This window comes from Micromonospora sp. NPDC049891 (genome assembly GCF_040660295.1).
In the GTDB taxonomy this organism is placed as follows: domain Bacteria; phylum Actinomycetota; class Actinomycetes; order Mycobacteriales; family Micromonosporaceae; genus Micromonospora.
Window position 1 is genome coordinate 1 of sequence record NZ_JBFAML010000027.1, and the last position, 22,915, is coordinate 22,915.

Annotated in this window: 16 protein-coding genes and 2 pseudogenes; 8 read left to right on the top strand and 10 right to left on the bottom strand. The window is 68.8% G+C overall.

The window, feature by feature from the left end; all coding sequences use genetic code 11:
• Nucleotides 1-89 precede the first annotated feature (89 nt).
• A pseudogene (locus tag AB0I71_RS26165) lies at nucleotides 90-1,598 on the bottom strand (M14 family metallopeptidase); the annotation flags it as partial.
• Between the two features lie 274 nt (nucleotides 1,599-1,872).
• Here AB0I71_RS26165 and AB0I71_RS26170 point away from each other — a divergent pair.
• Genes AB0I71_RS26170 through wzy form a run of 3 tightly spaced genes read left to right on the top strand, consistent with a single transcriptional unit; the run spans nucleotide 1,873 to nucleotide 5,531 of the window.
• Nucleotides 1,873-2,823: an NAD-dependent epimerase/dehydratase family protein gene (locus tag AB0I71_RS26170; protein WP_357588922.1), complete on the top strand. Its 951-nt coding sequence runs from the start codon at nucleotides 1,873-1,875 to the stop codon at nucleotides 2,821-2,823.
• Between the two features lie 55 nt (nucleotides 2,824-2,878).
• Nucleotides 2,879-4,252: an oligosaccharide flippase family protein gene (locus AB0I71_RS26175; RefSeq protein WP_357588924.1), complete on the top strand. Its 1,374-nt coding sequence runs from the start codon at nucleotides 2,879-2,881 to the stop codon at nucleotides 4,250-4,252.
• Entirely contained in the window at nucleotides 4,242-5,531 is a 1,290-nt protein-coding gene (gene wzy / locus AB0I71_RS26180; RefSeq protein WP_357588926.1) for an O-antigen polysaccharide polymerase Wzy, read from the top strand. The genes AB0I71_RS26175 and wzy overlap by 11 nt, the downstream gene beginning before the upstream one ends.
• Here the strand turns inward: wzy and AB0I71_RS26185 are convergent.
• Nucleotides 5,487-6,692 carry a glycosyltransferase family 4 protein gene (locus AB0I71_RS26185; protein ID WP_357588928.1) on the bottom strand — a complete coding sequence of 402 codons (1,206 nt, stop codon included), beginning with the start codon at nucleotides 6,690-6,692 and terminating at the stop codon, nucleotides 5,487-5,489. The two genes, wzy and AB0I71_RS26185, sit on opposite strands and share 45 nt — an antisense overlap.
• 381 nt (nucleotides 6,693-7,073) lie before the next feature.
• On the opposite strand from AB0I71_RS26185, the gene AB0I71_RS26190 reads away from it, so the two are divergent.
• From AB0I71_RS26190 to AB0I71_RS26200, 3 genes are read left to right on the top strand one after another with little or no spacing between them, the layout of a single operon-like run.
• Nucleotides 7,074-8,174, top strand: a complete 1,101-nt coding sequence (locus tag AB0I71_RS26190; protein ID WP_357588930.1) for a glycosyltransferase — start codon at nucleotides 7,074-7,076, stop codon at nucleotides 8,172-8,174.
• Between the two features lie 33 nt (nucleotides 8,175-8,207).
• A complete protein-coding gene (locus AB0I71_RS26195) occupies nucleotides 8,208-9,416 on the top strand; it encodes an NAD-dependent epimerase/dehydratase family protein (protein ID WP_357588932.1) in 1,209 nt (402 codons plus the stop codon).
• Between the two features lie 32 nt (nucleotides 9,417-9,448).
• A complete protein-coding gene (locus AB0I71_RS26200; protein WP_357588934.1) occupies nucleotides 9,449-10,219 on the top strand; it encodes a sugar transferase in 771 nt (256 codons plus the stop codon).
• A gap of 24 nt (nucleotides 10,220-10,243) precedes the next feature.
• Here AB0I71_RS26200 and AB0I71_RS26205 read toward each other — a convergent pair whose 3' ends face one another.
• Complete coding sequence (locus tag AB0I71_RS26205; protein WP_357588936.1) at nucleotides 10,244-10,675, bottom strand: hypothetical protein; 432 nt, start codon at nucleotides 10,673-10,675, stop codon at nucleotides 10,244-10,246.
• A 151-nt stretch (nucleotides 10,676-10,826) separates the two neighbouring features.
• Nucleotides 10,827-13,278: pseudogene (locus AB0I71_RS26210) on the bottom strand (Tex family protein).
• Here AB0I71_RS26210 and dgt point away from each other — a divergent pair.
• On the top strand, nucleotides 13,277-14,788 hold the full coding sequence (dgt, locus tag AB0I71_RS26215; protein WP_357588938.1) for a dGTP triphosphohydrolase: 1,512 nt from the start codon (nucleotides 13,277-13,279) through the stop codon (nucleotides 14,786-14,788). The pseudogene AB0I71_RS26210 and the gene dgt sit on opposite strands and share 2 nt — an antisense overlap.
• 39 nt (nucleotides 14,789-14,827) lie before the next feature.
• On the opposite strand, the gene AB0I71_RS26220 is transcribed toward dgt, so the two are convergent.
• The 6 genes from AB0I71_RS26220 to AB0I71_RS26245 all read right to left on the bottom strand — a co-directional run bounded on the left by AB0I71_RS26220 (nucleotide 14,828) and on the right by AB0I71_RS26245 (nucleotide 21,861).
• Nucleotides 14,828-15,976 carry an MBL fold metallo-hydrolase gene (locus tag AB0I71_RS26220; RefSeq protein WP_357588940.1) on the bottom strand — a complete coding sequence of 383 codons (1,149 nt, stop codon included), beginning with the start codon at nucleotides 15,974-15,976 and terminating at the stop codon, nucleotides 14,828-14,830.
• A 50-nt stretch (nucleotides 15,977-16,026) separates the two neighbouring features.
• Nucleotides 16,027-17,028: a serine hydrolase gene (locus AB0I71_RS26225; protein ID WP_357588942.1), complete on the bottom strand. Its 1,002-nt coding sequence runs from the start codon at nucleotides 17,026-17,028 to the stop codon at nucleotides 16,027-16,029.
• A gap of 93 nt (nucleotides 17,029-17,121) precedes the next feature.
• Nucleotides 17,122-18,303, bottom strand: a complete 1,182-nt coding sequence (locus AB0I71_RS26230; RefSeq protein WP_357588944.1) for a zinc-dependent alcohol dehydrogenase — start codon at nucleotides 18,301-18,303, stop codon at nucleotides 17,122-17,124.
• 167 nt (nucleotides 18,304-18,470) lie between these two features.
• Nucleotides 18,471-19,232, bottom strand: coding sequence for a succinate dehydrogenase/fumarate reductase iron-sulfur subunit (locus AB0I71_RS26235; RefSeq protein ID WP_357588946.1), 762 nt, complete (start codon nucleotides 19,230-19,232; stop codon nucleotides 18,471-18,473).
• Complete coding sequence (locus AB0I71_RS26240; protein ID WP_357588948.1) at nucleotides 19,229-21,166, bottom strand: fumarate reductase/succinate dehydrogenase flavoprotein subunit; 1,938 nt, start codon at nucleotides 21,164-21,166, stop codon at nucleotides 19,229-19,231. The genes AB0I71_RS26235 and AB0I71_RS26240 overlap by 4 nt, the downstream gene beginning before the upstream one ends.
• A gap of 2 nt (nucleotides 21,167-21,168) precedes the next feature.
• Nucleotides 21,169-21,861, bottom strand: a complete 693-nt coding sequence (locus AB0I71_RS26245; RefSeq protein ID WP_357588950.1) for a succinate dehydrogenase cytochrome b subunit — start codon at nucleotides 21,859-21,861, stop codon at nucleotides 21,169-21,171.
• Nucleotides 21,862-21,938: 77 nt separating this feature from the next.
• On the opposite strand from AB0I71_RS26245, the gene AB0I71_RS26250 reads away from it, so the two are divergent.
• Nucleotides 21,939-22,871: a LysR family transcriptional regulator gene (locus tag AB0I71_RS26250; protein ID WP_357588952.1), complete on the top strand. Its 933-nt coding sequence runs from the start codon at nucleotides 21,939-21,941 to the stop codon at nucleotides 22,869-22,871.
• The last annotated feature ends 44 nt before the right edge of the window (nucleotides 22,872-22,915 follow it).

The following is a 22,915-nucleotide window of genomic DNA, read 5'->3' on the forward strand; positions in this document are numbered from 1 at the left end:
ACGTCCTATACGCCATGCTCCGCGACAAGATCCCCTACCAACCACGCCCGACAGGCCCCGTCCCCGCTTGACGAAACCCATAGGGACACCCCCCCGCGCCACTCGCGCACCGTCGTGGACTTCGCCCGGCCCCCGTTGATCGTCCAGTTCAGCTTGACGTTCTTCAGCGACCGGCGGGTGATCGCGGCGACCTGCTGGGTCCGGCCGTACGACACGTCGAAGGCGTCGACCACGAAGTCCGGGGTGCTGCGGCCGACCACCGAGACCGGATCGTCCGGCTGGTGCGCCGACTTCGCCACCGACAGCGCGAACGGAATGTTCTTGGCCACCTCGGCGGCGATCAGCTTCTCGTCGTCAGGAAAGGTGAAGATGCTGACGCAGTCCTCCGGCCGCCACTGGTCGTCCGGGTCCGACTCGGCAGCCGCCTGACAGGTGGACATCTCCGGAGTGAAGCCCAGCGTGCCGTATCGCACCGTGGCATGGCTGTCCGTGTCGCCGTTCGTGGTGTAAAGCTCGGCGGAGATGTCCGGGTCGTAGCCGGGCACCGCGGGGTTGGCGTCGTCACCGGCCAGCGCCTCGTAGATCACATCGTCCGGGGTCGGCGTGGCCACCTGCCAGCCGACGCCGTAGAGCAGCAACTGCGCGGCGGAGTGGTAGTTGACGAAGAACTTGAACTTGAGCCGCTTGAACAACCCGTCGAGCGCCTTCGTCTCCGGCTCCGAGTTGGGGCCGGGGCCGCGATAGGTGTCGCTGGCCGGGTCCGGCGAGGAACCCTCGTTGTCGTAGCCCCACTTGTAGCTGAAGTTGCGGTTCAGGTCGACGCCGTCGACCCCGGTGATCTGGCCGTCGCCGTTGTTGTCGCGGAGGTTCTTGCGCCACAGCCGGTTCCCCGGGGTGAAGGTGTGGTCGTAGCCGTCCGGGTTGAGCACCGGGATGAACCACAACTCGGTGGTGTCCACCAGCCGGGTGATCTCCCGATCCGAGCCGTAACCGGTGAGCACGTGGTGCATCAACCGGCGGGTCATCTCCGGCGTGATCCACTCCCGGGCGTGCTGAGTGCCGCCGTAGAGCACCGCCGGCCGCTTGCCGTCCTTCAGGTTCTGCGCGTTCTTGGTGACCTTGATCGCGAGGATCGGCTTGCCCTGGGCCGAACGACCGATGGTCTGCACCTTCGTCAGCTTCGGATAACGTGCCGCCGTCGCGGTGATCTCGTCGCGGATACCGCCGGGTTCGCTGTACGACCGGAAGGCCCGCCAGCCCGCCGCGGTCTGCTCCCGCAGCACCTGCGAGGCGTCCTTGCCGCGTACCTTCTTGACCTCGAGATCGACACCCTTGCGGGCCAGCCGGTCGGCCTGGCCCCGACTGAGCACCGTCTCGATTTCCGTCCGGCCTGCCTGGTCGGGCTTCATGCCGTGCCCGAGGTCGACACCGGCCTCCCGCAACTGGTGCAACTGCGCGGGATCGACAGTGCCGACGTACACCTCCAGGCCGTCGCGGCCGCCCGGATCGGACGGCGGCCGTGCGCTCGCCGGTGCGGTCAGCACCAGCGCACCGACCAGAGTGAACACGCCGGCGATGGCCAGCGGTGTGCGCCTCATCGTGCCCCCTTCGATCGAAGGACCTCTGCGCGAGCCTCGCTGTGCGTGCGATGGGTGTCAATGCACTGATCATCTATTGTCTGTGGACGGTTGGAGTACCTCACCGCGTGAGCCGGGGGCGGGGAGGTGGTACAGGCGGCTGCCGGCGATGGTCCGAGGTGCAGGGCAGTGGCCGTGACCAGGCCGTTCGAACGGATTAGCGGGATTTTCCCGTTACGGAACCCCGTCTCGCTCGATGTACAGGTGATCGATCGAGACAACGGGGGTTACGCCGATGCGCATTCTGATCACCGGTGGGGCCGGCTTCATCGGGTCCAACCTGGCCAGCGCCGCGCTGGTCGAGCCGGCCGTCAAAGAGGTGACCGTGCTCGACGACCTGTCGGTTGGCCTGCGCGCGAACTTGGACGGACTGGACGTCAACTTCGTCGAAGGGTCGATCCTGGATCCGTCCGCGCTGGACGCGGCGATGGCCGGACGCGAGGCCGTCGTCCACCTGGCGGCGCTGCCCAGCGTCCCCCGCTCGCTGCAGGACCCGGTGGCTTCCCACCACGCGAACGCCACCGGCACCCTCATGGTCCTTGAGGCGGCGCGGCGGCACGACGTCGGCCACGTGCTGGTGGCCTCCTCGTCGTCGGTCTACGGCATGAACCCGGTTCTGCCGAAGGCGGAACTCACCTGGACCAGACCGATGAGCCCGTACGCCGCCAGCAAGCTCGCCACCGAGGCGTACGCCCTTGCCCATCAGGCGTCGTTCGGTCTGCCGACGCTGGCCATGCGCTTCTTCAACGTCTTCGGCCCGGGGCAGCGACACGACCACGCCTACGCCGCCGTCATACCCCGGTTCGTCCATGCCGCCCTGCGAGGAGAGCCGGTCGTCCTGCACGGCGACGGTACTCAGTCCCGCGATTTCACCTACGTCGGTTCCGTGTGCCAGGTGATCCTGGATGCGCTTCGGCGCCGGGTGCACCACCCGCATCCGGTCAACCTCGCCTTCGGGGTGCGAGCGAGCCTGCTGGAGGTCGTCGACGAACTCAGCGACCTGCTCGGCCGGCCGATCGCCTGCGAGTACGCGCCGCCGCGCGTCGGCGATGTCCCCCACTCGCTGGCCGACAACAGTTCGTTGCGGAAGTTGTTCCCCGATGTCGCGCCCGTGGCCCGCATCGACGGTCTCCGGGCGACCGTCGAGTGGATGGCCGGAAGGCTGCCCGCCAGCGCACCGCAGTGAGCCGACCAAATATGCCCCGGCGGTCACTGCCCTCGAACGTAAGCAATCGCACAGGATGGAAGAGAAGGTGGTAGGCACCTTCTCTCGGCGTAAGTCGCTTGCTTCGCTTGCCGACCGCCCGGCGGGTGCACCTCAGCTTGAGGTGGTCCGGGTCGGCAGGATGGGCCAGAGGCGACCCAGCGCCGCCACCGGCTTTGCCTGGAGTATTGCAGGACTCGTTACCGTCCAGTTGTCGCAATGGGCGGTGATCGTATTTCTATCCCGCCTCGGATCGCCGGAGATGGTGGGCCATTACGCCCTTGGGCTCGCCATCAGTGCCCCGGTGATTCTGGTGGCTGGCCTTGCACTGAGAACGGTGCAGGTTACGGACGTGGGGCCGCTCTACGTCTTTAACGACTATTTGCGGCTTCGAATAGTCGGGATGGTGACCGCACTCGGGGTGATCGGTGCGGTCGTACCATTCCTTGGGGCAGGTAAGGAAGTAGTAGTACTTCTCGTAAGTGTCGCTAAGGCGTTGGACGGGGTGGGAGACACCTACTGGGGGCTCTTCCAACGGCATGAACGCATGCGCCCAATCGGCGTATCGATGATAACTAATGGTCTGGTCACCGTCGTGGCAGTCATTGCCCTGCTGTTGATGACGGCGAGCGTCGAGTGGGCGGCGGTCGGTTCTCTTATCGGCTCACTAGCAGGCTCGATTGGCTACTGTGTTTGGGCAGCGAGACCATTAGGCGCAACCTCCTCCTCAACTGTCACCCTCACTGGTAGCTGGGCCGTCCGACCGTTGGCGGCTTCAGCGCTGCATCGTATGGCTCGGCTCGCTGTGGTCGCTGCTCCGCTCGGCCTTTCCAGCGGCCTGGTCTCCCTTTCGGCCAACCTGCCGCGGTACCTCCTCGGGCACGAATTGGGAAGCGCTGCCCTGGGTATCTTCGCTGCTCTGGCCTACGTTGTGCTCGCTGCAAACGTCCTCTTCGCTGCGATCAGTCAGCTCCTGCTACCCAAACTCACGAGACTGGTTGCCGCAGGCAATTTGGTGGCATTCACAAGGTTGACGCTTGGATTTCTGCTATCGACTCTTTGCTGGGGCGCGGTGGCCCTGGTCGCGGTTGCCTTCGTCGGGCCCGCCACCATCCGCCTCATCTATGGACCACCTTATGAGAAGCACGGTGCCTTGCTGATCCTGCTGGCCGCGGTCTCGGTGCTCAGTGGCATGGTCTATTTCCTGAATGCCGCGCTGTGCGTGCTCCGGAAGTTCGGCAACCAACTGGCCGCGAGTGTGCTATTAGTTACCGTGGCGGGAATCGGCGCTCACCTGCTGATCCCGCGCTATGGGCTGATCGGTGCTGCATGGTCCATGATGATCGCAGTTGGTGCCGATGTTCTCCTGAAGTCCCTTATGTTGAAGGTAGCACTTGCCAATGAGAATTGACATAAATGGATCGACATTTGTTTGGCTGACCATTGTTGGCGCGTTCGCCGTTCCCGCGGTATTGATCGTCAAATCGGGTCGGCGCGACATCCTGCCGTACCTTGCTGCATACTTTGCCTTCTTTGGATTCGGTCCTATAGTCAACTTCGCGCTCGGTAACAGCATCTACTCAGGTGCGGTGCGGAGTGAGATTGGCATGGCCGCGGTCGGTGGACTGCTGGCGCTGAGCGGAATGCTGGTCGTGGGCCTTTGGGTTCGAGTTCGCCGGACTGCACTGGACCGCAGCAAGATCAGCGGCGAGGGACGCCGCTATCATCTATTGCCGTTCATGTTTCTGGGGTTGGCTGGCTACACGACGATCGCTATCCTGCAATACGGCCTTCTGGGATTTTCCGGAGACAAGATTCAGCGTATTCAGCAAAGTGGTCCCTGGCACTATCAACTCCTTCTTGTGCAAATGCTCTGTTGCTCGTTTTACTTCGCGGCAGTCGCAACCCGCTTCGGGAAAGTCTCCTATTGGGCGAATTTCTCCTGCTACGTGGCCTACTGCTTGCTGACCAACGAACGAGATTTCATATTCGTAGTGTTCAGTATTCTGTTGCATGTCCAGTTGTTTCGCCCGCGTCCGATGTCTGCGAGGATGATTGCTGCCGGTGCGGCGGCAATTGTCGGTGCGGTGTTCCTCGCCAGTTATCGAGACCGTCCACTTTCGTCCGAGGGGGGCGCAATTTCACAAGCCCTGAACGAAGGAAGCACCATCTTCCCGGACACCTTCATCATGGCAGCCGTTCCGGGAACGATCCCATTCGCGCACGGAGAGACGTATCTGCGAAGTGCAATCATGCTCCTGCCGGGTGTTCCTTCGGATTCCCTGTCTGCTTGGCTTGTGGAGCAGTACAGTGCCGACTCGGCCAGCGGGTATGGCTTCTCGCTCGTCGCAGAAGCGTACCTGAACTTCGGAATGGTTGGTATACCGATAGTCTTCGCGCTACTTGCTCTGCTTCAGCGATATCTGGTTCGCAGGGTGGATCGTGGCCACTTCTTCGCGTACGCCAGTATCGTGCTCACGATAACGTGGATGTACAACTTCCGAGGGGAGAGCCTCGCCGTTCTTAAAACGGCAATGTATGCGCTCCTGCTCTACGGCGTCGTGCATCTTTTCTCTACGCCGATGTCGACCGTCGCGCGCCGTGTGGCGCCTTCCGCCGAACTTCCGCGGAGCCGGGATCGTAGCTCAGATGCCGAGACTTCCCGTCTGGGATCCGGATCTGGGCATTGACCGTACTGCATTGTAAAAGTCATCGCGGCGGGGGGTGAGCACCTCGGCCGCGTACTGCCGGGCCTGGGTCAGGTTGCGCGCGGAGCCGGTCGCCATCAGTCCGGGGTCACGGAGCATGCGGGTGATCGCGGCGGCGAGCGCGGGTGGGTCGTCCGGCCGTACGAGGTCCTCGTCGGGCAGAAGTTCGGGTATGCCGCCGACCCGCGTGGCCACTGCCGGTAGTCCGCGGGCCATGGCCTCGATGAGTGCCCGCGGCAGCCCCTCGGCCCGGGACGGGTGTACGAAGAGGTCCGCGGCGTCGAGCTGCCGACGGATCGGTTCGCCGCTGGGCAACGCCCCGAGGAAGCGGACCCGCTCGTCGACCCCCAGGTCCACGGCCAGTTTCTCCAGCCGGGAACGAAAGATTCCGTCGCCGATGTGTACGAGGCCGATGTCCGATCCCGAGCGGACCATGAGTGCGAGGGCCTCCAGCAGCGTGTCGATCCCTTTGTGCGGTTGGGCGAGCGAGCCGACTGAGATGAGGATCGTCCGTCCCGCGTGGGTGTGCGGCACACGGGTTTCGGAGACGAATGCCTCCGGCGGTAGGTTGATGCTCGAGTAAGCGGCAACGGGCGTCCCGGGCCGTGTCGGGTAGCGGGCCTGCAACGAGCGTTGGGTGACGTAGGAGACGGCACTCGCGCGCTGGCACTGCTGCTTCAGGCGATTCGTATACCAGCGCCGGAAGAAGGGGTTGAGGGGGTGGCTGACGGCTTTGGGGGAAAGAACGTCCGAAGGATCTCCGACCACCTCGAGGGCATACGGTAGTCCCGCCTTGTCCCGCTGGCCGGCCATTATGGTGCCGATCAGCGACGGCACGCGAAGTATGGCGCTGTCGTGCGGCTCGGCCGCTTCTGCCACACTGCGGTGAACCGTGCGTCGGACTTTCAGGTACCCCCGGGGACCCAGGTAGTAAGGAATGCCCCACACCTCGACGCCGGGGCCGTCCACGCGGCGCGCCTCGTCGCCGACGGCAGCTGCGTCCTGCACCCGGGCCACGATTCTGACCTGGTCAAAGGCCGCCAGATAACGGGTCCAGAACGAGTAATCGGGGCCGTCCACAGACCAGACCGCGCCGTCCGGTGTCCGAGAGAACCGGGCCTCGGCGGTGACCACCACTCTCACGTTGCACTCCTTCGAGGCGCGACCTGCCATGGCAGGTCATCACTCACGTGACACATCTGCGAGCACTCCCTCTTGTTGGTCCACGTCGGTGATGCCGGGTCCGGTGGCCCTGCCACCCGACATTCATGTAACGACGCATGCGGGTCCCCCGGCGCGCTGCGCGCTTCTACGTGTAGGTCGCTGATCTTGCTGGTACCACAGAAACGTTCATATCTGCGCGATTTCTGAGGCCGTGGTACGGACGACGCGTCCAGCGGTGCGGATATTCGTTGTCCCACCCGAGACGTGAACTACTACGAGAAGGTCCTTCCATGAGGGAATTGACCAAGGTTGTGCTGCCGTGTCGCGGCTGGACCGACCCGCGCGTCGGGGGCCGGCGACGTGGCTGAGCGGGATCACTGCGTACTGTTCCTCGCCGCGCTGGGCACCACGTTGGAGTCCCTTGTCGCGCCGGTGTCGCGTGGGCTTGCCCCGTACGGCATGCGGCGGGTGGCGGTGGCGGGCCGGGGAACGGTCCCGCTGTCACTACAGAAGAGCTTCGACGAGGTGTACGAGATCACGCCGTTCAGGCGTGCCGGCGTGGGTACGGTCGCCCGGGCGGGTAGAGAACTGAACCGCATCGTGCGCGCCGAACGACCGCGTCTGCTGCATCTGAACACCCCGTACGGGATCGCGCTCGGCCGGGTCGTCGCACGGCTGACCCGTACCCCGCACCTGGCGGTGGTGCACGGAACGCTGTTCGGCAGCCCGGACCGGGCCGGTCGCCTTTTCAGCGCGGTGGAGGGGGCGATGTCCCGCCTCACCCCGACCTATGTGGCGGCCAACCGTGGCGACCAGGAGATCTACCAGCGACTTGCTCCAGCCGCGCAGGTGCATCTCGCGCCCTGCGGCGGTGCGGGAATGGACCCCCTTCGACTGCATCCGCACACCGGGCCACGGCGGCGGCAAGCGGGCAGTCCGCCTCGGGCGCTGGTGTTGGCGAGGTTGACGCCGGACAAGAATATCGATCTTGCGGTGGAGGCCTGGCGGCTGGCGAGGCGGGCCGTACCGGATCTGGAACTGCGGATCGTGGGATCGACCGCTCCAGGCGAGCCGTCGTGGCACCCACCGGAGGAACCCGGCATCACCCGGGCGGGTTGGACGGCGGATCCGGGCGCCGAGTTGGCGGCCGCGGACGTGGTGTTGTCGACCAGCCTGCGCGAGGGCTTCGGGCTTGCCCTGGCGGAGGCTCTGATGGTCGGTACGCCCGTGGTGGCGGTGGACAACCGCGGTATCCGTGCGGTCGCCGACGGCGTGCTGGAGGGGATGGCCTTGGTCCCGCCTCAGGCCGCGGCCGTCTCCTCCGCCATGCTCGCGCAGTTGCGGGCACAGACGGTGCGGCTGTGCCCGGGGACACTGGACGTTTGGCATCAAGACCATGTGGTCACGTACTACGTCGATCTGGTGCTGGACCTTCTCCAGGCGAGAACCAGCCCGCTCTGACCTATTCATCACTGTCTGCCAGATAGGGCCACTTTGTCTGATAAGACCGTATCTGTGAAAGCTTGTGACTCCACATCAACCATTGGTCAGGCTGGCCCGATCCATGGTGGAACGCGGGCGCTCCGAGTTGCCATCACTGGCGCGGGAGGTTTCCTCGGCTGGCATGTACGAGTTCTTGCCGAGGCGCTGGGGTGGCCGGAGCCAGTGGTGATAAGCCGGGCCGATATCGCGGCTGCCGATGTCGTGGCGGCCCGACTTGAAGGTATCGACCGCGTCCTGCACCTGGCCGGGCTCAACCTGGGCGACCCGGCGGAGGTCGTAGCGGGAAATGTGAAACTGGCGGAGGCTCTGGTGCAGGGCCTGCGGCGCTGCACGCACCGGCCGGCTTCCGTGGTCTTCGCGAATTCAGTGCTCGCCGGAAACGGCACACCCTATGGTGACGCCAAAGCCATGGCCGCCGAGACGCTGACCACCGCCCGATCCGACCTCGTCGACGTTCGACTGCCCAATCTGTACGGCGAGCACGGCCGCCCGTTCCGCAACGGCGTCACTGCGACGTTCTGCGGGCTGCTGGCCAGCGGTCAGGTACCCGAGGTGCACGAGGATCGGGAACTGCGGCTGGTGCATGTGACGGACGCCGCCGCGCGACTACTCGGTGCGCCGGCATCGGGGACGTGGGATGCGGCGATGCCTGCGGTCGCGATCACCATCCCCGAACTGGCCCAGCGCCTGACCGACTGCGCCGACGTGTACCGCCGGGGCAACCTTCCCTCGTTGTCCGACCGGCCGGCGATCCGGATCTTCAACACGTACCGCTCCCACCTGGTCCCGAGCCAGCATCCGCTCCCGCCGTCATCGCATGGCAGCGCCGAGAACCTGCTCACGGCGATGTCCGTCGGGGCCGATGGCGCCGGTGAGCTCGTGCGGTCGATCATCCCGCGGAATGAGCGTCAGGTTGGCCGGTTCCACCTTGCTACGGTGCGTCGCGTCCTCGTCCTGCGGGGCACGGCGGACATCGTGCTCCGTCGCGTCGGTCACCAGGCGGTCGTCCGACTGCAGGTGGCGGCGGAGGACGAGACAGTGGTCGACGTCCCGACCATGTGGGCGTATGAGATCACAAACCGAGGCTCGACCGAGCTGATGATGCACACCTGGACCAACGCCAGGCGGGACGACGCCGACCTGGACACCTTTTCGCACGCCGGCACCTCAGCACCAGATTTGGCACCTGTGGTGGCGTGAGCAGGCATTCGCTGTTTCTGGAGGATTCACCTGTGCAAGAACACGTCTTCGAGAATGCTGGCAGCCGATCTTCCGGTGGCCTGCTGACCGCCCAGGCGCCGCCGCTGTCGCCGCCGCGGCTGCCGACCGTTCGCCGCTACGACCGGCTCAAGCGGCTGCTCGACGTGGTGGGGGCTGTCGTCCTGCTGATCCTCACCGCGCCGATCATGCTGGCAGTCGCACTGCTGGTGCTGGTGACCCTGGGCCGGCCGGTCATGTTTCGGCATCCCCGGCCCGGCCGTGACGGTGAGCTGTTCCAGATGGTCAAGTTCCGCACCATGCGGCCCGTCGACCCGACCCGGGGCCTGGTGGCCGACGCCGACCGGCTCACCCGGGTCGGCCAGTGGTTGCGGGCATGCAGCCTCGACGAACTACCGGAGCTGTGGAACGTACTGCGCGGCGACATGAGCCTGATCGGACCCCGCCCGCTGCTGATCCGTTACCTCGACCGGTACACCCCGGAGCAGGCACGTCGGCACGAGGTTCGCCCCGGCATCACCGGCCTGGCCCAGGTGAAGGGCCGCAACAGTCTGAGCTGGGAGGAGAAATTCGCGTACGACGTCGAGTACGTCGACAACCGGTCATTGCTGTTGGACCTGAAGATCCTCGTGGCGACCGTCCGAGTGGTGCTCTCCCGCGAGGGCGTCGCCGCGCCCGGAGTAGCCACCGGCTGCGAATTCCTGGGCACGGCCGCCTATCGGTCGCAGGTGGGAAGGCCCGCCAACGACCCCGGGGCGGACGGGATCCCGACCCTGCCGGTCTGACCAGGCACCCCCGCACAGGCGAGCTCAACGCCAGTCGTCACCGGCATCGAGACGCAGGCTGAGTAGCGTGGCCAGCGGCAGGCTGTCACCGTCCCGGCCGCCTCGCCCGATGACCAGCGGCGGTGGGCTCGGTTCCGGGTCGGCACCGAGCAGCCGGGACCGGAGGCTCGCCGGCACGGTCAGCAGGTAGAAGCATCCCGCCGGGTCGACCGCGCGGGTCCGGGCGCGATCGACGTACCAGCCGGTCAGTCGGGTGCGGTAGCGGGTCCGGCCGTCGTAGGCGACCACGGTGAGCCGCTCGGTGCGCAGGCCACGCCGGGTTGCCTCGGCCGCGAAACGGGCGACCAGTTCCGCGGCCTCCGCCTGCTCCGCGGCGCGCTGCCGATCATCGGCGGCAGCATGCGCCCGCACCGCGCGGCGCTGCCGCTCCCGCCACTGCTGCCCGTCGTCGGTCACCCGTACCACGGTACGGGTGACCGACGGCCAGTCGTGAGCCACCGGTGACCCGTCGACTCCGGGCGGGTGAGACCAGATCGTGTCCGGCGTGCAACGTCGAGCTGAATTGTCAACGCGTTCGTCGACGGCAGCCCGACAGCGTGCCGCCGACTCAGGCCAGACCGGCGCGACGCAGCGCGTCCGCCATGGCGTTGTTGGCTGGGGCGGACGCGCTGCCGCCACGGCCCGGCCGCTGCTGCGGTCCGCCTCGACCGCGGCCCCCGGGCGCAGCACCACCCTGCTCACGCGCCGGGCCACCCTGGCCGGCGCGCTCACGTCGACCGCCCTCAGCGGAGCGGCTGTCGCCGGCCGCGGAGTCGTCCTCCAGGCGCAGCGTCAGCGAGATCCGCTTACGCGGCACGTCGACGTCCAGCACCTTGACCTTCACCACGTCACCGGACTTGACCACGTCGCGGGGATCCTTCACGAAGGTGCGGGACATCGCCGACACGTGCACCAGCCCGTCCTGGTGCACGCCGACGTCCACGAACGCGCCGAACGCCGCCACATTGGTGACCACACCTTCCAGGACCATCCCCGGCGTCAGGTCGCTGATCTTCTCCACGCCCTCCACGAAGGTCGCCGTCTTGAACTCCGGCCGTGGGTCGCGGCCCGGCTTCTCCAGTTCGGCGATGATGTCGGTGACGGTGGGCAGGCCGAACGTGTCGTCGACGAAGTCCGTGGCCCGCAGCCCACGCAGGATCGCCGACTTACCGATGACCGAGCGCAGGTCCTGACCGGTGCTGGCCAGGATCCGGCGTACCACCGGGTACGCCTCGGGGTGCACGCTTGACGAGTCCAGCGGGTCGTCGCCGCCGGGGATGCGCAGGAAGCCGGCGCACTGCTCGAACGCCTTGGGGCCGAGCCGGGCCACCTTCTTCAGCTCAGCCCGGGTGCGGAACGGGCCGTTGGCGTCCCGGTGCAGCACGATGTTCTCGGCCAGCCCGGCACCGATGCCGGAGACCCGGGTCAGCAGCGGCGCGGACGCGGTGTTGACGTCCACCCCGACGCCGTTGACGCAGTCCTCCACCACCGCGTCCAACGACCGGGAGAGCTTCACCTCGGACAGGTCGTGCTGGTACTGCCCGACGCCGATGGAACGCGGGTCGATCTTCACCAGCTCGGCGAGCGGGTCCTGCAACCGCCGGGCGATGGAGACCGCGCCGCGCAGCGACACGTCCAGCCCGGGCAGTTCCTGGGCGGCGTACGCGGAGGCCGAGTAGACCGACGCGCCGGCCTCGGAGACCACCACCTTCGTCAGCTTCAGCTCCGGGTGCCGCTTGATCAGGTCACCGGCCAGCTTGTCGGTCTCCCGGCTGGCGGTGCCGTTGCCGATGGCGATCAGCTCGACCCCGTGCGCGGCGGCCAGCGTGGCCAGGGTGTGCAGCGAGGCGTCCCACTGCCGGCGCGGCTCGTGCGGGTAGATCGTGTCGGTGGCGACCACCTTGCCGGTGGCGTCCACCACCGCCACCTTCACCCCGGTCCGCAGGCCCGGGTCCAGCCCCATGGTGGGCCGGGCACCGGCCGGCGCGGCCAGCAGCAGGTCCCGCAGGTTCGTGGCGAAGACCCGGACGGCCTCCTCCTCGGCCGCCTGCCACAGCCGCATCCGCAGGTCCGCGCCGAGGTGGATGAGGATGCGGGTACGCCACGCCCAGCGCACCGTGTCGGCGAGCCACCGGTCGGCGGGCCGCCCCTTGTCGCTCACCCCGAACCGGCCGGCGATGGCGGCCTCGTACCGGGTCGGCCCGGTCACCACCGCGTCGGCGTCGCCCTCGGCCTCCGGGTCCATGGTCAGGTCCAGTACGCCCTCCTTCTCGCCCCGGAACATGGCCAGGATGCGGTGCGAGGGCAGCTTCGGGTACGGCTCGGCGAAGTCGAAGTAGTCGGCGAACTTCGCCCCGGCGCTCTCCTGCCCCTCGCGTACCCGGGACACCAGCCGGCCCCGCGACCACATCTGCTCGCGCAGCGTGCCGATCAGGTCGGCGTCCTCGGCGAACCGTTCGATCAGGATGGCCCGGGCCCCGTCCAGCGCGGCGGCGGCGTCGGCCACCCCCTTGTCGGCGTCGACGTACGCCGCCGCCACCGAGCGGGGATCCTGGGTCGGGTCGCCGAGCAGCGTGTCGGCCAGGGGCTCCAGCCCGGCCTCGCGGGCGATCTGCGCCCGGGTCCGCCGCTTCGGCTTGTACGGCAGGTAGATGTCCTCCAGGCGGGACTTCGAGTCGGCCGCCATGATCTGCGCTTCCAGGGCCTCGTCGAGCTTGCCCTGGGAGCGGATGGACTCCAGCACCGCCGCGCGCCGCTCGTCCAGCTCGCGCAGGTACCGCAGGCGCTCTTCCAGGGTGCGCAGCTGGGTGTCGTCGAGCAGGCCGGTGGCCTCTTTCCGGTAACGCGCGATGAACGGCACGGTGGCACCACCGTCGAGCAGCTCCACGGCCGCGCGTACCTGGCGCTCGGCGACGCCGAGTTCCTCGGCGATCCGCTGATGAACAGAGAGGGTCACGATGTCGCTCCGCCTTCGGGTGTGGGTTCCGTGGTGCATTCTGCCGGGCTACCGTGGCGATCATGGAACCACCTGTGGAGCCTCGGGCGCGCCGACTCTTCGGCGGCAGCGCGCGGGCCCTCGGCGACCTCGCGACCAGCCCGTTCCGGGCCGACCGGGACCGCATCGTCGGCTCGCCGTTCTTCACCCGGCTCGGCGGCGTCACCCAGGTGGTCAGCCCGGGCGGGTCCGGGCTGCTGGTGCACAACCGGCTGACCCACAGTTTGAAGGTCGCCCAGGTGGCCCGGGCGATCGCCGAGCGGCTCACCGCCGACGGACACCAACGCGACCTGGTGGAGAAGCTGGGCGGCTGCGACCCGGACGTGGTGGAGGCCGCCGCGCTCGCCCACGACCTCGGGCACCCGCCCTTCGGGCACCTGGGGGAGCGGGTCCTGGACCGGCTGGCCCGGCACCGGCTCGGCCTGACCGACGGGTTCGAGGGCAACGCCCAGTCGTACCGGATCGTCACCTCGACCGAGATCCGGGGCGCGGCCACCACCGGCCTGGACCTGACCGCGGCGGTGCGGGCGGCGATGTTGAAGTACCCGTGGACCCGGCTCGACCATCCCGACCCGCACCCCCGGACGATGGATCCGCCGCCGCGCGGTGCGACCCCGCCGCCGGACGACCCGGACAGCGGCTCGGCGAAGTTCGGGGCGTACCGCACGGAGCTGGACGACCTGCGGCAGGCCCGGGCACCGTTCGCCGGCCGGATCGCCGACTGGCAGCAGACCGTCGAGGCGTCGGTCATGGACACCGCCGACGACATCGCGTACGCCATCCACGACGTGGAGGACTTCTACCGGGTCGGCGTGCTCCAGCAGGGCGCGGTGGCCGCCGAGCTGATGGCCTGGCAGCGCGAGGGCGGCCACCTGCGGGCGATCACCGACTCCGCGCTGGCCACCTCGGCCCGCCGGCCCGGCTCGTCTATCGAGCGGCTGCGTCGCCAACTGCACCACAAGGACGCCTGGATCGCCGACGACGAGGCGTTCGCCGCCGCCGTCGAGCACGTCCGCGAGGAACTGGTCGAGGGGCTGCTGGCGCTGCCGTTCGACGGCTCGATCGAGGCGGAGCAGTACGTGGCCCGCTTCTCCGCCCGGTGGACCACCCGTTTCGTGGACGCGATCACCGTCGTCGAGCAGCCCGCCGTACGTTCCGGGCACGTGCTGCTGGCCCCGGCCCAGTGGCACGAGGTGCAGGTGCTCAAGTTCGTCCACCACCGGTTCGTGCTGGCCCGGCCCGACCTGGCGTTGCACCAGCGTGGTCAGGCCCGGCTGCTGGACACCCTGGTCGAGGCGCTGCGGGAGTGGCTGCTCGACCCGGAGGAGGAGTCCCGGCTGCCCCGGCGGCTGCACGACCTGGTGGAGCTGGCCGAGGCGGAACTGCATCCGCGTACCCCGGACCGGATCGGCAAGGCGCGCGGCCGGGCCATCGTGGATTTCGTCGCCCAGCTCACCGACAGTCAGGCGGTGGCGATGCTGGACGCGCTCTCCGGGCGTTCCGGCGCCCTCTGGACCGACGCGTTCGTCCTCTGAGGCGGCCGGCCCGGTGCTCGGCGCACCGCCGGTGCGGGGTCAGGCGATGGCCTGCCACCAGCCGTCGACCGGCGGCGGGTCGTCGACCACCACCCGCTCGCCGGGGCGTGGCACGGCCAGCCGCACGTCGCGGGCCTTCGCCTCGGCCCAGAGCCGGTCCACCGGCTCGGACCAGTCGTGCAGGGCGAGGTTGAAGGTGGCCCAGTGCACCGGCAGGAACAGCCCGCCGCGCAGGTCCAGGTGGGCGGCGACCGCCTCCTCCGGGAACATGTGGATGCCCGGCCAGGCCCGGTCGTACGCGCCGATCTGCATCAGCGTCACGTCGAACGGCCCGTGTGCGGCGCCGATCTCGGCGTACCCGCCGAAGTAGCCGGAGTCTCCGGTGTAGTAGACGCGGCGCTGCTGGCCGGCCACCACCCAGGAACTCCACAGCGTGACGTTGCGGCGCAGGCCTCGGCCGGAGAAGTGCTGGGCGGCGGTGCAGGTGATCTCCAACTCGGCCACCCGGTGACTCTGCGACCAGTCCAGCTCAATGATCCGCTCCGCCGGTACACCCCAGCGGTCGAGGTGGGCGCCGACCCCGAGCGGTACCAGGAACGGCGCCGACTGCCGGGCGGTCAGCTCCCGCACCGTGCCCATGTCGAGATGGTCGTAGTGGTCGTGCGAGATCAGGATCGCGTCGAGGCGGGGTAGTTCGTCGAGGCGTACCGGCGGTTCGTGCAGCCGGCGCGGGCCGACCGCCGTCGAGGGGGAGCACCTGTCGCTCCACACCGGGTCCAGCAGCACCCGCAGACCCTCGATCTCGATCAGGGCGGAGGCGTGGCCGTACCAGACGATGTTCAGTTCGCGCGCCGGGTCGATCCCGGTCTCGGCGGCCGGCCGCAGCAGCGGCACGGCTGCACCGGGTCGACGCTTCTGCTTGCCGAAGACCAGCTCGCGGAAGAGGTTGCGGTCCGAGACGGGCACCATCGTGCGGGTGTCGGCCCGATTGTGGAACGTGCCGTCCCGGAACTGTGGTGACCGGGCCGCCCGTTCGGCGCGGGCACCGGCCAGTCGGCCGCCGATCGCGGCCGGCACGTTTCGCGCGGCCCAGGCCGCCCCGGCGAGCCCGGCCAACGCGGCCAGGCCCACCATCGACGTGATCCGGCGACCGGTCGTACGTCCGTTCGGCTCGTTCGGCGCCCGCATGGTCCCCCCTCGGTTGCTGCCGAGTCCACGTTAGCCGCCGCCGGCCGCTCTCAGCCGCCGTTGCTGGGGCGGTACGTGTGCCTGCGGTGGGCGACGCCGGCGCCACCGAAACCGGCGGTGAGATCCATGACCCGTCGTCCCCACCGGGCCCGGGCCTGCACGGCGGGGTGGGTGGCGCCGAAGTCGTCCGCGCCGGCCTGCCCGTCGGCGAAGAGGGCGTACGTGACAAGTGGCGCGCCGGCAGTGTCGAAGATCACTCCAGCTTCGTGTCGGGCGTCAACGAACCAGCCGGCCTTGGTGGCCACCCGGGCCCGTTCGGCGGAGGACATCTCGCGCCGTACCCCGTCGGTGAACGCCACAGGCGAACGCAGCAGCCGCAGCACGAGATCGGTCGAGGCCGGGGAGAGCAGGGTGCCGCCGACAAGCGCGCGCAGCAGGTCGTGGGTCTCCCGTGGTGTGCTGGTGCCCAGGAAGAAGCGGTTCGGGTTCGCCACCGGCTGCACCTGCGTGTTCGGGAAGCCCTTCGCGACGAGGATCTGGTTGAGCTCGGCGGCCGGGCAGACCAGACCGCAGAGCCGTACCGCGGTGTCGTCGGAGACGGTCAGCAGGTTCGCCAGGACGTGGCCGATGGTGACCAGGCTGGGGTAGGCGCCGTCCAGACTGAAGATGCCGTCGCCGCCGGTCACCACGATCGCCTGGGTCACCTCGACCTGATGGTCGAGGGTGAGCAGACCCCGATCGACCTTGTCCAGCACCGCGACCGCCACGGCGATCTTGTTGACGCTGTACGCCTCGATCCGCAGGTCCGCCGACTCGTCCACCGCGACAAGTGGCCCGTCCGGGCCGGTCAGGCTGACGTACGCCTGCCAGTTGCCGCCGGCCCGGGTGCTCTCCCGCTGGAAGACGGCGGCGATGCGGGCGGCGAGCCGTTCGCGGTCGCCGCCGCCCGTGGTCGCCGCCTCGGCGGGGTCAGCGGCGGCGGGCACCGCGCTGCCGAACACGGTGCCGGCCGTCGCCACGGTGCCCAGGCCGAGTGCGGTCCTGCGGTCCATCCGGATGGTCACTCGTCTCTCCCGTCGGTCCCCTGGTGTGTCCAGGACACACCCTAGGCCGAAGGATCGACGGCCGTGATCCCGTCGACGGGCTCACGGGGCGAGGACGACCTTCACGCAGCCGTCCTGCTTCTTCTGGAACATCTCGTACGCCTGCGGCGCCTGCTCCAGCGGCAGCCGGTGGGTACGCAGGTCGGTCACGCCGAGCGGGTCGTCGTCGGTGAGCAGCGGGATGATCTCGTCGGTCCAGCGCCGGACGTGGCACTGGCCCATCCGCACCTGGACGCCCCGGTCGAACATCTCCATCAGCGGCAGCGGGTCCACCTCGCCGCCGTACACCCCGGAGATGGAGACGGTGCCCCCGCGCCGGACGGCCTTGAGCGCGGCCTTGAGCGCGACGAGCCGGTCGATCCCCACCTTGTCGATCATCGGCTGGGCGAGCTTGTCCGGCAGCAGCCCGGCGGCGGCCTGGCCGAGCTTGCCCAGCGGCGCGCCGTGCGACTCCATGCCGACCGCGTCGATCACCGCGTCCGGCCCGCGTCCGTCCACCAGGTCGATCAACGTGCCGGGCACGTCGTCGAGTTGGGAGATGTCGAGCACCTCCACGCCGTGCCGGCGGGCCATCTCCAGCCGCTCCGGCACCAGGTCGAGGCCGATCACCCGGTCCGCGCCGAGGTGGCGGCCGATGCGGGCGCAGAACTGGCCCACCGGCCCCAGCCCGAAGACCGCCAGGGTGCCGCCGCGCGGGGTGTCGGCGTACTTCACCGCCTGCCACGCGGTCGGGAGGATGTCGGAGAGGTAGAGCCACCGCTCGTCCGGGCCGTCGGCCGGCACCGTGATCGGGCCGAACTCGGCGTGCGGAACCCGGAGGAACTGGGCCTGTCCGCCGGGCACCGCGCCGTAGAGGGAGGTGTACCCGAACAGCGCGGCACCCTTGCCCTCGGCGGTGACCTGGGTGGTCTCGCACTGGGCGTAGAGCTGTCGCTGGCACATCCAGCAGGAGCCGCAGGCGATGTTGAACGGCACCACCACCCGGTCGCCGGGCTTGAGTCGGGTGACCCCCGGCCCGACCTCTTCGACGATGCCCATCGGTTCATGGCCGAGGATGTCCCCCGGCTTGAGGTAGGGCCCCAGGACTTCGTACAGGTGCAGGTCGGAGCCGCAGATGGCGGTGGAGGTGATCCGCACGATCGCGTCGGTCGGGTCCTCGATCCTCGGGTCGGGCACCTCCTCGACCCGTACGTCCCGCTTGCCCTGCCAGGTCAGTGCCCGCATGCCGCCCCCTCGTCGCCGCCGTCCCCGTAGCTCACCTGCTACCCGCGACAACGCCCTTCAACCGACCTACCCCCACCCGCGGGAGTTGATCATGAGGTTGGCGGCAGTTTGAAGATCAACGACTGCCGCCAACCTCATGATCAACGGGGGAAGTCCGGTCGGGGCGGTCAGGTGCCGGGGGTGTCGGCGTGGCGGGTGGTGGCGGCCAGGTAGTCGCGGTTGAGGCGGCCGATGGTGGTCAGGGGGATGCCCTTCGGGCAGACCACGGTGCACTCGCCGGCGTTGGTGCAGCCGCCGAAGCCGGCCTCGTCGTGCGCGTCGACCATGCCGATCACCCGGGTGTAGCGCTCCGGCTGGCCCTGAGGGAGCAGCGAGAGCTGGGTGACCTTGGCGGCGGTGAAGAGCATGCCGGAGCCGTTCGGGCAGGCCGCCACGCAGGCGCCGCAGCCGATGCAGGCGGCGGACTCGAAGGCGGAGTCCGCGTCGGCCTTGGCCACAGGTACGGAGTGCGCCTCCGGCGCGCTGCCGGTGGGCGCGGTGACGTACCCACCAGCGGCGATGATCTTGTCGAAGGCGTTGCGGTTCACCACCAGGTCCTTGATGACCGGGAAGGCCCGGGCGCGCCACGGCTCGATGTCGATGGTGTCGCCGTCTTTGAACTGCCGCATGTGCAGCTGGCAGGCGGTGGTGCCGCGCTGCGGACCGTGCGCGTCCCCGTTGATCATGAGGCCGCACATGCCGCAGATGCCCTCACGGCAGTCGTGGTCGAAGGCGACCGGCTCCTCGCCCGCGAGGATGAGCCGCTCGTTGAGCACGTCGAGCATCTCCAGGAACGACATGTCCGGGGAGACGTCGTCGACCTGGTACTTCACCATCCGACCCTTGTCCTGTGGGCCGGACTGGCGCCAGATGCGCAGGGTCAGGTTCACTTGTAGCTCCGCTGCGTGGGGTGGACGTATTCGAAGTTCAGGTCTTCCTTGTGCAGCACCGAGGGCTCACCCGTGGCGGTGAACTCCCAGGCCGCGACGTACGCGAACCGCTCGTCGTCGCGCTGCGCCTCGCCCTCGGGAGTCTGGTACTCGGCGCGGAAGTGGCCGCCGCAGGACTCCTCCCGGTGCAGGGCGTCGATGCACATCAGCTCGGCCAGCTCGAAGAAGTCGGCGACCCGGCCGGCCTTCTCCAGCGACTGGTTCAGCCCTTCGCCGTTGCCCGGCACCCGGACCCGCTGCCAGAACTGCTCACGCAGGGCGCGGATCTCGTCGATGGCCTTGCGTAGCCCGGCCTCGGAGCGCTCCATGCCGCAGTGCTCCCACATGATCTGGCCCAGCTCACGGTGGAACGAGTCCACAGTCCGGTCACCGTCGATCGCGAGCAGCCGCTGGATGCGGTCCTCCACGTCACGCCGGGCCTCGACGGCCGCCGGGTGGGTCGCGTCGACCTTCTCGAACGGGCCGGCGGCGAGGTAGTTGGCGACCGTGTTGGGCAACACGAAGTACCCGTCGGCCAGGCCCTGCATCAGCGCCGAGGCGCCGAGCCGGTTCGCGCCGTGGTCGGAGAAGTTGGCCTCACCGATGACGAACAGGCCGGGGATCGTCGACTGGAGGTCGTAGTCGACCCAGAGGCCGCCCATCGTGTAGTGCACGGCGGGGTAGATCCGCATCGGGACCTCGTACGGGTCCTCGCCGGTGATCCGCTCGTACATCTCGAAGAGGTTGCCGTACTTGGCCTCGATGGCCTTGCGGCCGAGCCGGTCGATGGCGTCGGCGAAGTCGAGGTAGACGCCGAGCTTCGTCGGACCCACGCCCCGGCCCTCGTCGCAGACGTTCTTCGCGGCGCGGGAGGCGATGTCCCGGGGCACCAGGTTGCCGAAGGACGGGTAGATGCGCTCCAGGTAGTAGTCCCGCTCGTCCTCGGGGATGTCCCGGGGGGCACGGTCGTCGTCCTTGGCCTTCGGCACCCAGACCCGGCCGTCGTTGCGCAGCGACTCGCTCATCAGGGTCAGCTTCGACTGGTGGTCGCCGGAGACCGGGATGCAGGTCGGGTGGATCTGGGTGTAGCAGGGGTTGGCGAAGTACGCGCCCTTGCGGTGCGCCCGCCAGGTGGCGGTGACGTTGCAGCCCTTGGCGTTCGTGGAGAGGTAGAAGACGTTGCCGTAGCCGCCGGAGGCGAGCACCACCGCGTCGGCGAACTCCGTGGTGATCTCGCCGGTGACCATGTCCCGGACCACGATGCCCCGGGCCTTGCCGTCGACGACGATCAGCTCCAGCATCTCGTGCCGGGAGTTCATCTCCACGTTGCCCAGGCCGATCTGCCGCTCCAACGCCTGGTACGCGCCGAGCAGCAGCTGCTGACCCGTCTGGCCCCGGGCGTAGAAGGTGCGCTGCACCTGCGCGCCACCGAACGAACGGGTGTCGAGCAGGCCGCCGTACTCGCGGGCGAAGGGCACACCCTGGGCGACGCACTGGTCGATGATGTTGACCGAGACCTCGGCCAGCCGGTGCACGTTCGACTCGCGGGAGCGGAAGTCACCGCCCTTGACGGTGTCGTAGAAGAGCCGGTGCACCGAGTCGCCGTCGTTGCGGTAGTTCTTGGCGGCGTTGATGCCGCCCTGCGCGGCGATCGAGTGCGCCCGGCGGGGGCTGTCCTGGTAGCAGTACGACTTGACCCGGTAACCCTGCTCGGCGAGCGTGGCGGCGGCGGAACCACCGGCCAGGCCGGTGCCGACCACGATGACCGTCATCTTGCGGCGGTTGGCCGGGTTGACCAGCTTGGCCTCGAAACGGCGGCGTTCCCACCGGGTCTCGATCGGGCCGTCCGGGGCCCTGGTGTCGGCGATCGGGTCGCCCTCGGTGAACAGATCCATGGTCAGGACACCAATCCGGTGAGTACGGCGAACGGGACCACGAGGTAGCCGGCGCAGAGCACCACGGCGAAGACCAGCGCCACCGCCCGGGCCCGTTGCTCGCCACGCGGGGTCTGCTGGCCGAGGCTGCGCAACGCGCTGAACACGCCGTGCCGCAGGTGGAAGCCGAGAGCGACGACGGCCAGGGCGTAGAAGAGCGTGACGTACCAGCGCTCCGGGGCGAAGTCGGCGACCACGTTCGCGTACGGCCGGGACGGGTCGCCGACCGGGTTCAGCGTGCCGGTGGTCAGGTCGAGGATGTGGTAGACCACGAAGAGCAGGATGATCACGCCGCCCCAGCGCATGGTCCGGGCCGCGTAGCTGCCCCGCACCTTCTTGCGGTGCGCGTAACGCACCGGACGGGCGGCCCGGGCGCGCAACGCCAGGACCGTGGCGGCCCAGATGTGCAGCAGCACCGCCGCCAGCAGGCCGACCCGCTGGATCCACAGGAACCCGGCGCTGGGCAGCAGTGGGGCGCCGAGGTCGCGCAGCCAGTGCGCGTAGTGGTCGAACGACGTCGCGCCCGAGAAGATCTTCAGGTTGCCCAGCATGTGGGCGATGAGGAACAGCACCAGCAGGATGCCCGTCACCGCCATGACGGCCTTAAGGCCGACATTGGATCGGATGGGCGACCGGGTTCTCGTCGTGACTACCACTCGACCGACGCTAGGAGCACTTTGATCAGTCGTCCAATGCATCGACACCGCAGTCTTGATAGCCATAAGCTATGTAGATGCAGCTCCATCAGCTGAAGTACTTCGTCGCGGTGGCCGAAGTACGACATTTCACCCAGGCAGCCGACATCGTGGGCATCACCCAGCCCTCGTTGAGTAAGCAAATTCACGCGCTGGAGGACACCCTCGGCGCACCGCTCTTCGAGCGGGTAAGGGGCAACATCACGCTCACCGCGGCGGGGGAGGTGCTGCTGCCGTTGGCCAAGCGGATCCTGGCCGACGTCGAGACCGCCACCCGCGAGGTGCAGGAACTGGTCGGCCTGCGGCGCGGCCGGGTACGCCTCGGCGCCACCCCCAGCCTGGCCACCTCGCTCGCCCCGCCGGTGCTGCGCCGGTTCCGCGACGCCCACCCCACAGTCGACCTGCGGGTGGAGGAGGGCGGCTCGCAGGACCTCGTCCGGGACCTGCTCCGCGGCGACCTCGACCTGGCGCTGATCATCATGCCCGCCCAGGGCACCGATCCCGGATTGCGCGCCGACCCGATCCTCACCGAGAGCCTGGTCGTCGCCTCGGTCGACCCGGTGCGGGCCGCCGCACCCGGTGCCGACCTGCGCATCACCGACCTGCGCGACCAGCCCCTGGTGATGTTCCGCGAGGGCTACGACCTACGCGACGCCACCCTTCAGGCGTGCCGGGACGCCGGCTTCGAGCCGACCCTGTCGGTCGACGGTGGCGAGATGGACGCGGTGCTCAGCTTCGTCGAGGCCGGGCTGGGTATCGCCCTGGTCCCCGGCATCGTGGTGGCCCGCCGCCCCGGCATCCGGGTGACCCGGCTCGCCCCGCCCGGCGTACGCCGCACCATCGCCGTGGCCCGCCGCCGCGACGTCGTACCCACCCACGCCGGCCGCGAACTACGCCGCATCCTGCTCGACTACGTGCACACCGCCACCACCACCGCCCAACTCCCACCCGGCGTCGAACCCCTGCCCTGACCCCTGCTCGGCGATCTTGCACTTTCCGTCGCGACAAAGCCTGC